Annotated in this window: 16 protein-coding genes; 8 read left to right on the top strand and 8 right to left on the bottom strand. The window is 61.0% G+C overall.

Annotated features, from left to right (window positions below; genetic code table 11):
* Window positions 1–60 precede the first annotated feature (60 nt).
* The 4 genes from ftsY to rpoH all read left to right on the top strand — a co-directional run bounded on the left by ftsY (window position 61) and on the right by rpoH (window position 4,281).
* A complete protein-coding gene (ftsY, locus tag ACIO0C_RS01350) occupies window positions 61–1,626 on the top strand; it encodes a signal recognition particle-docking protein FtsY (RefSeq protein ID WP_401306869.1) in 1,566 nt (521 codons plus the stop codon).
* Window positions 1,623–2,294, top strand: coding sequence for a cell division ATP-binding protein FtsE (ftsE, locus tag ACIO0C_RS01355; protein ID WP_008065082.1), 672 nt, complete (start codon window positions 1,623–1,625; stop codon window positions 2,292–2,294). Before ftsY ends, ftsE begins: the two co-directional genes overlap by 4 nt.
* Window positions 2,291–3,313, top strand: coding sequence for a permease-like cell division protein FtsX (gene ftsX, locus ACIO0C_RS01360; protein ID WP_180202290.1), 1,023 nt, complete (start codon window positions 2,291–2,293; stop codon window positions 3,311–3,313). The genes ftsE and ftsX overlap by 4 nt, the downstream gene beginning before the upstream one ends.
* A 113-nt stretch (window positions 3,314–3,426) precedes the next feature.
* A complete protein-coding gene (gene rpoH, locus ACIO0C_RS01365; protein WP_008065085.1) occupies window positions 3,427–4,281 on the top strand; it encodes an RNA polymerase sigma factor RpoH in 855 nt (284 codons plus the stop codon).
* 76 nt (window positions 4,282–4,357) lie between these two features.
* On the opposite strand, the gene mtgA is transcribed toward rpoH, so the two are convergent.
* Entirely contained in the window at window positions 4,358–5,080 is a 723-nt protein-coding gene (mtgA, locus tag ACIO0C_RS01370; RefSeq protein ID WP_401306873.1) for a monofunctional biosynthetic peptidoglycan transglycosylase, read from the bottom strand.
* Between the two features lie 74 nt (window positions 5,081–5,154).
* Between mtgA and ACIO0C_RS01375 the strand changes: the two genes are divergently transcribed.
* From ACIO0C_RS01375 to trmB, 4 genes are all read left to right on the top strand, one after another.
* Window positions 5,155–5,535: a DUF423 domain-containing protein gene (locus ACIO0C_RS01375; RefSeq protein WP_401306875.1), complete on the top strand. Its 381-nt coding sequence runs from the start codon at window positions 5,155–5,157 to the stop codon at window positions 5,533–5,535.
* 71 nt (window positions 5,536–5,606) lie between these two features.
* Window positions 5,607–5,807: a sulfur carrier protein ThiS gene (thiS, locus tag ACIO0C_RS01380; RefSeq protein WP_050562648.1), complete on the top strand. Its 201-nt coding sequence runs from the start codon at window positions 5,607–5,609 to the stop codon at window positions 5,805–5,807.
* A 60-nt stretch (window positions 5,808–5,867) separates the two neighbouring features.
* Window positions 5,868–6,662: a thiazole synthase gene (locus tag ACIO0C_RS01385; RefSeq protein WP_090326117.1), complete on the top strand. Its 795-nt coding sequence runs from the start codon at window positions 5,868–5,870 to the stop codon at window positions 6,660–6,662.
* A 9-nt stretch (window positions 6,663–6,671) separates the two neighbouring features.
* Window positions 6,672–7,397, top strand: a complete 726-nt coding sequence (gene trmB / locus ACIO0C_RS01390; RefSeq protein ID WP_008065101.1) for a tRNA (guanosine(46)-N7)-methyltransferase TrmB — start codon at window positions 6,672–6,674, stop codon at window positions 7,395–7,397.
* Between the two features lie 58 nt (window positions 7,398–7,455).
* Here trmB and ACIO0C_RS01395 read toward each other — a convergent pair whose 3' ends face one another.
* The 7 genes from ACIO0C_RS01395 to ACIO0C_RS01425 form a co-directional block, all read right to left on the bottom strand.
* Window positions 7,456–7,779, bottom strand: coding sequence for a DUF3392 domain-containing protein (locus tag ACIO0C_RS01395; RefSeq protein WP_008063519.1), 324 nt, complete (start codon window positions 7,777–7,779; stop codon window positions 7,456–7,458).
* A 9-nt stretch (window positions 7,780–7,788) separates the two neighbouring features.
* Complete coding sequence (hemW, locus tag ACIO0C_RS01400) at window positions 7,789–8,994, bottom strand: radical SAM family heme chaperone HemW (protein ID WP_401306881.1); 1,206 nt, start codon at window positions 8,992–8,994, stop codon at window positions 7,789–7,791.
* Window positions 8,991–9,587, bottom strand: a complete 597-nt coding sequence (gene rdgB, locus ACIO0C_RS01405) for an RdgB/HAM1 family non-canonical purine NTP pyrophosphatase (protein ID WP_401306883.1) — start codon at window positions 9,585–9,587, stop codon at window positions 8,991–8,993. The genes hemW and rdgB overlap by 4 nt, the downstream gene beginning before the upstream one ends.
* Window positions 9,584–10,018: a DUF4426 domain-containing protein gene (locus ACIO0C_RS01410; RefSeq protein ID WP_401306886.1), complete on the bottom strand. Its 435-nt coding sequence runs from the start codon at window positions 10,016–10,018 to the stop codon at window positions 9,584–9,586. Before ACIO0C_RS01410 ends, rdgB begins: the two co-directional genes overlap by 4 nt.
* 26 nt (window positions 10,019–10,044) lie before the next feature.
* Window positions 10,045–10,665, bottom strand: coding sequence for a methionine biosynthesis protein MetW (metW, locus tag ACIO0C_RS01415; protein ID WP_401306889.1), 621 nt, complete (start codon window positions 10,663–10,665; stop codon window positions 10,045–10,047).
* A 7-nt stretch (window positions 10,666–10,672) separates the two neighbouring features.
* On the bottom strand, window positions 10,673–11,812 hold the full coding sequence (locus ACIO0C_RS01420; protein WP_401306892.1) for a homoserine O-acetyltransferase: 1,140 nt from the start codon (window positions 11,810–11,812) through the stop codon (window positions 10,673–10,675).
* A 175-nt stretch (window positions 11,813–11,987) separates the two neighbouring features.
* A complete protein-coding gene (locus ACIO0C_RS01425; protein WP_110750274.1) occupies window positions 11,988–12,575 on the bottom strand; it encodes a YggT family protein in 588 nt (195 codons plus the stop codon).
* Window positions 12,576–12,577 lie beyond the last annotated feature (2 nt).

The raw sequence follows: 12,577 nt of genomic DNA on the forward strand, positions 1-12,577 counted from the left end.
CGAATATTCATTTGCCGGGGCGCCCGTTGGCGCGTCGCTACCGTGAGATAGCCGTCCTCCATGTTTGGTTCCAACGACGACAAGAAGACCCCAGCTGCGGCTGGCGAAAAGAAAAGCCTGTTCGGATGGCTGCGCAAAAAGCCGCAGGAACCCGTCGTCGAACAGCCACAACCACTTCCTGAGCCAACACCCGCGCCGGTGGTAAACGCCGAACCTGCGCCGGTTGTATTGCCGATCGCCGAGCCGCTGCTGCAACCGGTTGCAGAGACGGCGCCTGAAATCGTCGTCGAATTGCCGCTGACCCCGGTCGCCGAGCCCTGGTTGACCTTGCCGGTAGCGGAAGAGCCGGTGGCGCTGGTCGAAGACGAACAGGCGCCACATGTGACGCCGCCTATTCCGGCACCCGCTGCGTGGACGCCGGAGGCGGCCCGGGCGCCAGTGATCGAGCCGGTCGTTGCGCCTGTCGTCGAAGCTGCGCCAACGCCTGCGGCCCCTGTATTTGTTCCGCCGGTTGCGCCGGTTGCGCCGATTGTCCAGGCGCCAGAGCCTGCACCTGCACCTGCACCTGCACCTGCACCTGCACCTGCACCTGCACCTGCACCTGTACCTGCACCTGTTATTACGCCTGTTGTCGCTGCCCCCGTCGAAGTGCCAGTGGAAGTGCCCGTCGAGCCGGTACGCACCGAGGAAACCAAAGCCGGGTTCTTCGCCCGCCTCAAGCAAGGCCTGTCCAAGACCAGTGCCAGCATCGGCGAAGGCATGGCCAGCCTGTTCCTGGGTAGGAAAGCCATCGATGACGAGCTGCTCGATGACCTCGAAACCCGCCTGCTGACCGCCGATGTCGGTGTGGAGGCCACTTCGGTGATCATTCAGCGCCTGACCCAGAAGGTTGCGCGCAAAGAGCTGGCCGATGCCGATGCGCTGTACAAATCCCTGCAAGCCGAGCTGGCGGCCATGCTCAAGCCCGTCGAGCAGCCGCTGAAAATCACCTCGCAGAACAAGCCTTTCGTGATCCTGGTGGTGGGCGTCAACGGTGCCGGTAAAACCACCACCATTGGCAAGCTGGCGAAGAAACTGCAGCTGGAAGGCAAGAAAGTCATGCTTGCCGCCGGCGACACCTTTCGCGCTGCCGCGGTCGAGCAATTGCAGGTCTGGGGCGAACGCAACAAGATTCCGGTCATCGCCCAGCACACCGGGGCCGACTCGGCTTCGGTGATCTTCGACGCCGTGCAGGCCGCCAAGGCCCGTGGCATCGATGTGCTGATCGCCGACACCGCCGGTCGCCTGCACACCAAAGACAACCTGATGGAAGAGCTGAAAAAGGTTCGCCGGGTGATCGGCAAGCTCGATGCCGACGCGCCGCACGAGGTGCTGCTGGTACTCGATGCCGGCACCGGCCAGAACGCCATCAACCAGGCCAAGCAATTCAACCAGACCGTCGAACTGACCGGCCTGGCGCTGACCAAGCTCGACGGGACCGCCAAGGGCGGGGTGATTTTCGCCCTGGCCAAGCAGTTTGGCCTGCCGATCCGCTACATCGGCGTCGGTGAAGGCATTGACGATTTGCGCACTTTTGAAGCTGAACCCTTTGTCCAGGCACTGTTTGCCGAGCGGGAGCGTTCATGATTCGTTTCGAACAGGTCGGTAAACGCTACCCGAACGGTCACGTCGGCTTGCATGAGCTGAGCTTTCGAGTCCGTCGGGGCGAATTTTTGTTTGTCACAGGCCATTCCGGCGCTGGCAAGAGCACTTTGTTGCGGCTGTTGCTGGCCATGGAGCGCCCGACCAGCGGCAAGCTGCTGCTGGCCGGGCAAGACCTGAGCACCATCAGCAACGCACAGATTCCATTCCTGCGTCGGCAGATCGGCGTGGTGTTCCAGAACCACCAGTTGCTGTTCGATCGCACGGTGTTCAATAACGTCGCGCTGCCGTTGCAGATCCTCGGTTTGTCCAAGGCTGAAATTGCCAAGCGCGTGGACTCGGCCCTGGAGCGCGTGGCGCTGTCGGACAAGACCGATCTGTATCCCGGCGACTTGTCCACCGGTCAGCAACAACGCGTCGGTATTGCCCGCGCCATCGTTCACCGCCCGGCGCTGCTGCTGGCGGACGAGCCGACCGGTAACCTCGACCCGCGTCTGGCGGCGGAAATCATGGGTGTGTTCGAAGACATCAATCGCCTGGGCACCAGCGTGTTGATTGCCAGCCACGACCTGGCGTTGATCGCGCGCATGCGCCACCGCATGCTGACACTGCAACGCGGCCGATTGATCGGTGATGGGGAGGCCGGCGAATGAGTGCTACTCGCAGTCCAAAGGTTTCCGAGCGCGTGGCCCCCAAGGCTGCCGACCCGCAACCGCAGAAGAAAAAACACGACGACGATGATGGTCCGGATTTCGCCACGCTGTTGCGCGCCTGGATCGAAAGCCATCGCGCCAGCCTGCTGGACAGCTTGCGTCGCCTGGGCAAGCAGCCTATTGGCAGCTTTTTCACCTGCATGGTGATGGCGGTGGCCTTGAGTTTGCCCATGGGCCTGTCACTTTTGCTAAGTAACGTCGAGCGCCTCGGCGGTTCCTGGCAGCGCGCGGCGCAGATTTCCCTGTACCTGCAACTCGAGGCCAGCCCGACGGATGGCGAGGCGCTGCGCGAACAGATCAAGGGCATCCCCGGGGTGGCTGATGCCGAATACGTCGGTCGGGATCAGGCGCTGGAAGAGTTCCAGCAGCAGTCGGGCCTGGGCGAAGCGCTCAAGGAGCTGCCGGAGAACCCGCTGCCAGGCGTGGTGCTGGTAACGCCGACCGAGGTCGACAAGCCGGCCCTTGAAGCATTAAGGCAAAAACTTTCCGAACTGCCCAAGGTACAACAGGCGCAACTTGATCTAGTCTGGGTCGAGCGTCTGGCAGCCATCCTCAAGCTGGGCGACCGATTTGTCTTCGGTCTGACCGTGCTTCTGGTGTCTGCATTACTTTTGGTGATAGGCAATACCATTCGTCTTCATATTGAAAACCGCCGCACAGAGATAGAAGTGATTAAACTCGTGGGCGGCACTGACAGCTATGTGCGCAGACCCTTTCTCTATATGGGGGCGCTGTACGGTTTCGGTGCGGGGATTCTTTCCTGGGGTGTATTGGCATTCGGCCTGGACTGGCTGAACGATGCAGTGGTCGGGCTGGCCGGGTTGTACGGCAGTGATTTCGCACTGGCCGGCGTACCGGTTGCCGACGGTCTGTCTCTCTTGCTTGGCGCGGTGCTGTTGGGTTATATCGGTGCATGGATTGCAGTCGCACGTCATCTCAGGGAGCTGGCGCCGAAGTAGAATCTTTTTTGCGCGTGATTGACCTTGCAGTTTCTAAGGGAACTTGTCTTGCGGTTTCCGGTCAATTTTCGCAGTGCCAATGGCACGAGTATGTAAGTGGGAGGTTTTTTCGTATGACCAATTCTTTGCAGCCTGCATATGCTCTGGTCCCGGGTGCGAACCTGGAGGCCTATGTGCACACCGTCAACAGCATTCCATTGCTGACGCCGGAGCAGGAGCGTGAACTGGCCGAGAGTCTCTATTATGAGCAGGATCTTGAGGCGGCTCGGCAGATGGTGCTCGCCCACCTGCGTTTTGTCGTACATATCGCCCGTAGCTATTCCGGCTACGGTCTGGCCCAGGCTGACCTGATCCAGGAAGGTAACGTCGGCCTGATGAAGGCCGTGAAGCGCTTCAACCCGGAAATGGGTGTGCGCCTGGTGTCCTTTGCCGTGCATTGGATCAAGGCCGAGATCCACGAATTCATCCTGCGTAACTGGCGTATTGTCAAAGTCGCGACCACCAAGGCCCAGCGCAAGCTGTTCTTCAACCTGCGCAGCCAGAAAAAACGTCTGGCCTGGCTGAACAACGAGGAAGTCCACCGTGTGGCGGAAAGCCTCGGTGTCGAGCCGCGGGAAGTGCGCGAGATGGAAAGTCGCCTGACCGGTCATGACATGGCCTTCGACCCGGCTGCCGAAGCCGATGACGACAGCGCCTTCCAGTCGCCGGCCAACTATCTGGAAGACCACCGGTACGACCCGGCCCGTCAACTGGAAGATGCCGACTGGAGCGACAACTCCAACCACAACCTGCACGAAGCGCTGGAAGTGCTGGACGACCGTAGCCGCGACATCCTCTACCAGCGCTGGCTGGCAGAAGAAAAGTCCACGCTGCACGACCTGGCGCAGAAGTACAACGTGTCGGCCGAGCGTATCCGTCAGCTCGAGAAGAGCGCGATGAACAAGCTCAAGTTGTCGATCGCCGCGTAACCTGCACGAAGGCAATAAAAAACGCCCCGATCATTGATCGGGGCGTTTTTTTTGGTTGTTACGCGCCGCGCGTGTGTTATTGAGACCACGGCGCCCGACGCGAATCATTGAGCCCCACCAGATAGCTATCGCCCCCGAGCTGGCTCATCTGCCGCCGTATCCAGCCTGCACGCCGTGCCACGTAAGCGGTCGGATGGCTGGCGCTCCACACTCGCGGGTTCGGCAATACGGCGGCCAGCAAGCTCGATTGCTGGCGAGTGAGGCCTTTTGCGCTTGTACCAAAGTGATGCCTGGCCGCCGCTTCGGCGCCAAACACTCCATCGTCCCATTCGACGCTATTGAGGTACACCTCAAGAATCCGCTGCTTGGGCCAGAACACTTCGATCAACCCGGTAAACCAGGCTTCCAGGCCTTTGCGCAGCCAGCTGCGTCCGGACCACAGGAACAGGTTTTTCGACACCTGCTGGCTGAGGGTGCTGGCGCCGCGAATCGAACCGCCGAGCTCGTTATGGGCCAGTGCCGCCTTGATCGCATTCACGTCGAACCCCCAGTGTTCGGGGAATTTCTGGTCTTCGCCAGCGATCACCGCGACTTTCAGGTCGTCGGAGATCTCTTCCCACGGCTTCCAGGTGCGCTGCAGGTCAATGGGTTCGCCGTCGAACCAGGATTCGATCTTGCGCTCGACCATCAGGGCCGTCCCCGGCGGGGGTACCACGCGGAAAATCAGCACCAGCAATACGCTGGCACCCATGAACCAGAGCACGGCCTTGATGAAATGGCGGAAATAGATACGCAGCATAGAGATGGCTTGGCCGAACCCGTTGAGCGGGCCATTATACAGACCCTGTTGATCGAGACTGACTGGAGTTCTTCATGCTGCGTGGCTTTTTGATGCTGGCCGCTTTTTTTGGCTTCACCGGTGTCGGTCTCGGGGCGTTTGCCGCCCACGGCCTGAAAAACCGGCTGAGCGCCGAATACCTGGCGGTTTTCCATACCGGCGTCACCTACCAGTTGGTGCATACCCTGGCATTGTTGGGCGTGGCGTTGCTGGCTACGCAGATTCCCGGTCGCCTCGTGACCTGGGCCGGCGCTTCGTTTGCCATCGGCATCGTGCTGTTCTCCGGCAGCCTGTACGTGCTGACGCTGACGGGTGTCAGCAAGCTGGGCATCGTCACCCCCTTCGGTGGCCTGGCCTTCCTCGCAGGCTGGCTTTGCCTGGGTCTCGCCGCCTGGCGCCTGCCGCTGACCGCTTGACGCTTGTTGCTGACCTTTAGGTCACGATCGGGCTAGAATGCCAGCCCCAAAAAATGATGGCGGCATTCGACATGCGCATTCAGTTGAACGGCGAATCCTTTGAACTGCCCGACGGTGAAACCGTTGCGGCCCTGCTGACCCGTCTGGACCTGACCGGACGCCGGGTGGCGGTCGAACTCAATCTGGATATCGTTCCGCGCAGCCAGCACGCAGATACTGCGTTGAACGACGGCGATAATGTCGAAGTGGTGCACGCCATCGGCGGCGGCTAGCCCCGTGGCCCAAGGGCCGACAGAATTCTGCAAGACCCTCACCCCTACAGAGGATTCCCCATGAGCATCGTTCGTAGCGACAAGCCTTTCGTCCTGGCCGGTCGTACTTACCAGTCGCGTTTGCTGGTCGGTACCGGCAAGTACCGTGACATGGAAGAAACCCGCCTGGCCATCGAGGCCTCGGGTGCCGAGATCGTCACTTTCGCCGTGCGCCGTACCAACCTCGGCCAGAACGCGGGCGAACCGAACCTGCTGGATTTCCTCTCGCCGGATCGCTACACCTTCCTGCCGAACACCGCCGGTTGCTACGACGCTGTCGAGGCCGTGCGCACCTGCCGCCTGGCCCGTGAGCTGCTCGATGGTCACAACCTGGTGAAACTGGAAGTGCTGGCGGATCAGAAAACCCTGTTCCCCAACGTGATCGAAACTCTCAAGGCCGCCGAATCGCTGGTCAAGGAAGGCTTCGACGTGATGGTCTATACCAGCGACGACCCGATCATCGCCCGCCAGCTGGCGGAAATCGGCTGCATCGCGGTCATGCCGCTGGCCGGTCTGATCGGTTCGGGCCTGGGGATCTGCAACCCGTACAACCTGCAGATCATCCTTGAAGAAGCGAAAATCCCGGTGCTGGTGGATGCTGGTGTCGGTACCGCTTCCGACGCCACCATCGCCATGGAACTGGGCTGTGATGCGGTGCTGATGAACTCGGCCATCGCCCACGCCCAGCAGCCGATCATGATGGCCGAAGCCATGAAACACGCGATCGTCGCAGGCCGCCTGGCCTACCTCGCCGGCCGCATGCCGAAAAAACTCTATGCCAGCGCCTCTTCGCCGCTGGATGGTCTGATCAAGTAAGAGCCATTGATGACTGAATCGAACGACACGCCAATCCAGACGGAAGAAGGCGACGAGCGCCAACACCGCCGCATCAAGAGTTTCGTGATGCGCGCCGGGCGCATGACCGAAGGCCAGCAACGTGGCCTGGAGCAGGGCGCGCCGCTGTTCGTACTGCCCCTGGCCGATGCGCCGGTGGACTTCGACCAGGTGTTCGGTCGCTCGGCACCGCGTTCGCTGGAAATCGGCTTCGGCATGGGCCATTCGCTGCTGGAAATGGCTGCGGCGGCGCCGGAGCAGGATTTCATCGGCGTCGAGGTTCACCGTCCAGGTGTTGGCGCGCTGCTCAATGGCGTGTTGACCCAGGGTTTGACCAACCTGCGGGTCTACGATTGCGATGCCATCGAAGTGCTCAACCGCTGCGTGGCCGATAACAGCCTGGATCGCCTGATGCTGTTTTTCCCGGACCCATGGCACAAGAGCCGTCACCACAAGCGTCGTATCGTTCAGGCGTCTTTCGCCGAGCTGGTGCGGAGCAAGTTGAAGGTCGGCGGTATCCTGCACATGGCCACCGACTGGGAGCCGTACGCCGAGTACATGCTGGAAGTGATGAACGTTGCCCCGGGTTACCGCAACCTCGCCGAAGACGGCAAGTGCGTGCCGCGCCCGGCCGAGCGCCCGATCACCAAGTTCGAACGCCGGGGCGAACGTCTTGGGCATGGCGTTTGGGATCTGAAGTTCGAGAAGCAGTCCTAAATCGCGCCACAGCTGATCGTTCCCACGCAGAACGTGGGAACGATCAATGACCAGGGAATCAGCGGCGGTCGGCTACTACGCCGATGAGCACCAGCACCACCAGCAATACCGGTGCCAGGCTGTAGTTGTTGAACTGGCTCAGGCCCTTGACGATCCACGGCGTGGCGTAGATCAGCGCCGCACCGCTGCCGATCATGCACAGCAGGGACATCAACGGTACGCGCAAGGCGCCGGCGATGCTGCCCAGGCGTTGCTCGACCCAGCCCTTGAAATCTGCACCGAACAGCACCAGCAGGCAACCGACCAGGGCGAGGGCGATTTCCGAGAGGTTGCTGCGGCTCCAGCGAGACGCGGTGGCGAGCAGGTCGAGTACCAAATCCATTCGATTTCCTTATGTCAGAAATTTCTGCAGCAAGTCGTTGAGGAAGAGTTGTCCGCGCTCGGTCGCCGCCAGACGTGACGGTTCGACCTGCAACAGGCCGCTTTGTTCGGCTTCGCGACGGCTTTCGGCGAGGCTTTCCAGGGTCATGCCAGTGCGTTCCGGATACAGCCGCGCCTCGACACCTGCGGTCAGGCGCAGGGCGTTCATCAGGAACTCGAACGGCATTTCTTCATTGGTCAGCGCTTTTTCGCCAGCCTGGAAGCGCTTTTTCGGATTCAGGTAGTCCTTCGGCAAGCGGGTTTTCCAGGTACGGATAATGCGCCCGTCCGGATGGCTGAGCTTGCCGTGGGCGCCGGCGCCGATGCCGATGAAGTCGCCAAAGCTCCAGTAATTGAGGTTATGTCGTGCCGGGCGACCCGGTTGGGCATACGCCGAGACTTCATACTGCTTGTAACCGTGTTCGGCCAACAGCGCCTGGCCGGCTTCCTGAATGTCCCACAGCGTATCGTCTTCCGGCAGCGTCGGCGGCTGGTTCCAGAATACGGTGTTCGGCTCCAGGGTCAGCTGGTACCAGGATAAATGCGTCGGCTTCAACGCAATGGCCTGGCGCAGGTCGCTTAAAGCGTCGTCCAGGGATTGATCGGGCAAACCATGCATCAGGTCCAGGTTGAAGTTGTCGAACCCGGCCTGTCGCGCCATGCCGGCGGCGCGTACCGCTTCGTCGCCGTTGTGAATTCGTCCCAGCGCCTGAAGCTTGTCTTGCTGGAAACTCTGGATGCCTATCGACAGGCGATTGATGCCCAGCGCGCGGTAAGCCACGAATTTCTCTTGTTCGAACGTTCCCGGATTGGCCTCCAGGGTGATCTCGATGTCGCTGGCGAAAGGAATGCGCTGCTCCACACCCTTGAGCAAGCGCCCCAAGGCTTGTGCGCTGAACAGGCTGGGCGTACCGCCGCCGAAGAAGATCGAGCTCAGCTCTCGGCCGTAGACGGCGTGCAGGTCCTGATCGAGATCAGCCAGCAAGGCGTCGACATACTCTTCTTCCGGCAGCACGGGGCTGGCGGTGTGGGAGTTGAAGTCGCAATAAGGGCATTTGCGTACGCACCACGGGATGTGGATGTACAGCGCCAAGGGCGGCAGCACAGGCAGGGCGGCCCGAGGCGATTGTGCGGCGCCGCCGAAGATCAGCGGCGACGCGGAGGATTCACGGGTCATTTCAAGCCCAGGCGCTGGCGCAGCAGATCCATTGCACGGGCGCGGTGACTGATCTGGTTCTTGTCGCCCGGACTTAGCTCGGCGCTGGAGCAATCACGCTCCGGTACCCAGAACAGCGGGTCGTAGCCAAAACCGTGTTCACCGCTGGCCTGGGTCAGTATGCGCCCGTGCCACAGGCCTTCGCAGAGAATCGGCAGCGGATCGTCGGCGTGACGCACCAGCGCCAGTACGCAGACGAACTGCGCGCCGCGCTCGGCTTCAGGCACGTCCTTCAACACCTCGAGCAGCTTGGTGTTGTTCGCCGCATCGCCCTTGCCATCGGCATAACGCGCCGAGTAGATGCCCGGCGCACCGCCAAGGAAATCCACCGCCAGCCCGGAATCGTCGGCCAGTGCCGGCAAGCCGGAAATGCGCGCGGCATTGCGGGCCTTGAGGATGGCGTTCTCGACGAACGACAGGCCGGTTTCTTCAGGCTCCACGCTGCTGAACTCGCCGATCGAGCGCAGTTGCACCGACTCGCCGAGCATGGCCTGGAGTTCCTTGAGTTTGCCTGCGTTATGGCTGGCCAGTACGAGTTGCGTGAAGTTGATCATTCGCCGGGGAAGAGCTCTTGGTTGAAGTTGATGGTGTTGATTTTGTCACCGACCTGCACCTTGATGTCGAAGGTACGGGTTTCCTGCTGTTCCACCGGGTATTGGGCGATGTAGTAGATCGCGCCTTGTTCGGTGATCTGCCGGAATTTCAGGTTAATGCTCTGGCTGGTCAGGTCTTTGACCGTACCACTGACCTGGGCCATCTGCGGTTTGCCATCCTTGATCACCGAAACGTTGATCACGCCCTGATTCTTGCTGCGTGTAAGTTCCGCGGCCTTGGCAATGTCGGGTGTCAGGAAGGTGGAGTTGAAGGTGTTGTAGTGCACCGTCGTGTCGCCAAAGACTTCCTTGCGATCACCTTTGATTGCATCAGCAGCCATGGCCGTGACGCTCAGGCAGGCGGTAAGTAGAAACAGCGCTAGACGACCCATGATCATTCTCCTCGAAATTAAGGTGTTCAGACCGCGACCTTGTGGTCTGCAAGCCCCGGGCTGCTGACGCGGTAAATGCCGATCTCACCTAACAGATTAGGCCATAGCTTACTGGCCCACCCGTGCCGATGCTGTTGATCCACGGCCAGCCGATCAATGACCTTGGCTTCACGTTCGAGGCACAAGGCTTCAAAGTCGGCGAAGGTGCAGAAGTGGATGTTCGGCGTGTTGTACCAGGTGTACGGCAGGAACTCGGAAACCGGCATCCGGCCCTTGCTCGCCAGGTACCAGCGGCAGCGCCAGTGACCGAAATTGGGGAAGGTGATGATGCACTGGCGGCCGACGCGCAGCATTTCGTCGAGGATCTTGTCCGGGTAGTGCACCGCTTGCAGCGCCTGGGTCATGACCACGACGTCGAAACTGTTGCTGGCGAAGTTGCCCAGGCCCTTGTCCAGGTCCTGCTCGATGACGTTGATGCCCTTGGCCACGCACTCGGCAATGTTATCCGCGTCGTTTTCCAGGCCGTAGCCGGTGACCTGCTTGTTGTCGCGCAGCCAGGTCAGCAATTCGCCGTTGCCGCAACCGAGGTCGAGCACGCGGCTGCCGGCGGGTATCCATTCCTGGATGATTTCCAGATCAGCTCTCATGGCTATCTCACAACGTAATGCGGTTCATGTAATTGCCGAACGCCTGCAAGTAGCGCGGGATCGGAATCAGGAAGGCGTCGTGGCCTTGCGGCGCGTCGATTTCCAGGTAGCAGACGTCCTTGCGCGCGGCCATCAGCGCGTCCACCAGTTCCCGCGAGCGGGCAGGGGAGAAGCGCCAATCGGTGGTGAACGACATCACGCAGAACTTGGCGGTGGCGTTGGCAAAGGTTTTCGCCAGGTCATCGTCGAAGTTGGCCGCCGGGTCGAAGTAGTCCAGGGCCTTGGTCATCAGCAGGTAGGTGTTGGCGTCGAAACGCCCGGAGAACTCTTCACCCTGATAGCGCAGGTAGCTTTCGACCTGGAACTCGACGCTGTGGAAGTCGTAGTTGAGCTTCTCGCTTTTCAGGCCGCGGCCGAATTTCTCACCCATGGAGTCGTCGGACAGGTAGGTGATGTGCCCGACCATGCGCGCCAGCATCAGCCCGCGCTTGGGGATCACGTTGTGCTCCTGGAACGAGCCGCCGTGGAATTCGGGGTCGGTGAGGATCGCCTGGCGTGCCACTTCGTTGAAGGCGATGTTCTGCGCCGACAGCTTGGGTGCCGAGGCGATGGCCAGGCAATGACGGATGCGGTCTGGGTAAGTGATGCTCCACTGCATCGCCTGCATACCACCCAGGCTGCCGCCGATCACGGCGGCAAACTGGGCGATGCCGAGGCGATCGGCCAGGCGCGCCTGGCTGTGCACCCAGTCTTCCACGGTCAATACCGGGAAATCGGCACCGAACGGCTTGCCGGTTTCCGGGTTGATACTGCTCGGGCCGGTAGAGCCGTTGCAGCCACCGAGGTTGTTCAGGCTGACCACGAAGAACTTGCTGGTGTCGATGGGCTTGCCGGGCCCGATGCAGCTGTCCCACCAACCGGGTTTGCGATCGTCGGGGCTGTGATAACCGGCGGCATGGTGGTGGCCGGACAAGGCGTGGCAGATCAGCACGGCGTTGCTCGCCGTGGCGTTCAAGGTCCCGTAGGTCTCGTAGATCAGGTCATAGGCCGGGAGCGAACGGCCGCAGGCCAACGCCAGGGGTTCGCTGAAGTGCGCCACTTGTGGCGTCACCAGACCAACAGAATCGGGGGGAAAGGCAGCTGGCATCGACCCTGCTCTCGTTGAAATGAGGCGTAAGTCTAAAGACCGCTGCCCATAGCAGCAAGCGACTACCCGAGATGATCGTTCCCACGCTCTGCGTCACAGCCAGAGCCGAACGCGGAGCGTCCGTTGAGGCATTCCCACGCAGAGCGTGGGAACGATCAGCCTCGGTGCAGCAGAATCAGATCAGGCCAAACAATTCCTTCGGCATCAGCGCGTAGTAAGCCAGGCGTGGAATCAGCCAGCTCTGCAGCAATTGCAGCGCGATGAAGGCGAAGATCGGCGAGATGTCGAGACCGCCCAGGTTCGGAATGATTCGGCGGAACGGCGCCAGTACCGGTTCAGTGATTTGCTGGACCAGCTCGGCGCCCGGGTTGTGGCTCCCCGGAGCGACCCAGGACAGGATCACGCTGATGATCATCGCCCAGAACAGAATCTTCAAGAACAGCGCGAAGATGCCGATCAGCGCCCAAGGGGCCAGGAACAGCACATCGACCGAGTAACCACTGAGCAGCAGGATGACCGCGAACAGCGCCATTTGCACGACCAGAGCCAGCACCAGCGAGGACATGTCCAGCCCGAACATGCTCGGGATAACCCGGCGCAGTGGCTTGAGTAGCGGTTGAGTGGCCTTGACGGCGAATTGGCAGAGCGGGTTGTAGAAGTTCGCCCGCACCAATTGCAGGATGAAACGCAGCAACACGATCAAAAGATACAGGCTGCCCAAGGTCTGGATCACAAAAATGGCAGCGTCATTGAGTCCGAGCATTG

Origin of the sequence: Pseudomonas sp. NPDC087336, assembly GCF_044744285.1 — a bacterium.
Taxonomy (GTDB): Bacteria; Pseudomonadota; Gammaproteobacteria; order Pseudomonadales; family Pseudomonadaceae; genus Aquipseudomonas.

Excerpts from the sequence above, each read along its gene's own strand:
- rpoH (WP_008065085.1), top strand. The coding sequence starts at position 3,427 with ATGACCAATTCTTTGCAGCCTGCATATGCTCTGGTCCCGGGTGCGAAC.
- ftsX (WP_180202290.1), top strand. The coding sequence starts at position 2,291 with ATGAGTGCTACTCGCAGTCCAAAGGTTTCCGAGCGCGTGGCCCCCAAG.
- ACIO0C_RS01420 (WP_401306892.1), bottom strand. The coding sequence starts at position 11,812 with ATGCCAGCTGCCTTTCCCCCCGATTCTGTTGGTCTGGTGACGCCACAA.
- ACIO0C_RS01385 (WP_090326117.1), top strand. The coding sequence starts at position 5,868 with ATGAGCATCGTTCGTAGCGACAAGCCTTTCGTCCTGGCCGGTCGTACT.
- rdgB (WP_401306883.1), bottom strand. The coding sequence starts at position 9,587 with ATGATCAACTTCACGCAACTCGTACTGGCCAGCCATAACGCAGGCAAA.
- mtgA (WP_401306873.1), bottom strand. The coding sequence starts at position 5,080 with ATGCTGCGTATCTATTTCCGCCATTTCATCAAGGCCGTGCTCTGGTTC.
- hemW (WP_401306881.1), bottom strand. The coding sequence starts at position 8,994 with ATGACCCGTGAATCCTCCGCGTCGCCGCTGATCTTCGGCGGCGCCGCA.
- ACIO0C_RS01375 (WP_401306875.1), top strand. The coding sequence starts at position 5,155 with ATGCTGCGTGGCTTTTTGATGCTGGCCGCTTTTTTTGGCTTCACCGGT.
- ACIO0C_RS01425 (WP_110750274.1), bottom strand. The coding sequence starts at position 12,575 with ATGCTCGGACTCAATGACGCTGCCATTTTTGTGATCCAGACCTTGGGC.
- ACIO0C_RS01395 (WP_008063519.1), bottom strand. The coding sequence starts at position 7,779 with ATGGATTTGGTACTCGACCTGCTCGCCACCGCGTCTCGCTGGAGCCGC.
- ftsE (WP_008065082.1), top strand. The coding sequence starts at position 1,623 with ATGATTCGTTTCGAACAGGTCGGTAAACGCTACCCGAACGGTCACGTC.
- thiS (WP_050562648.1), top strand. The coding sequence starts at position 5,607 with ATGCGCATTCAGTTGAACGGCGAATCCTTTGAACTGCCCGACGGTGAA.
- ACIO0C_RS01410 (WP_401306886.1), bottom strand. The coding sequence starts at position 10,018 with ATGGGTCGTCTAGCGCTGTTTCTACTTACCGCCTGCCTGAGCGTCACG.
- ftsY (WP_401306869.1), top strand. The coding sequence starts at position 61 with ATGTTTGGTTCCAACGACGACAAGAAGACCCCAGCTGCGGCTGGCGAA.
- trmB (WP_008065101.1), top strand. The coding sequence starts at position 6,672 with ATGACTGAATCGAACGACACGCCAATCCAGACGGAAGAAGGCGACGAG.
- metW (WP_401306889.1), bottom strand. The coding sequence starts at position 10,665 with ATGAGAGCTGATCTGGAAATCATCCAGGAATGGATACCCGCCGGCAGC.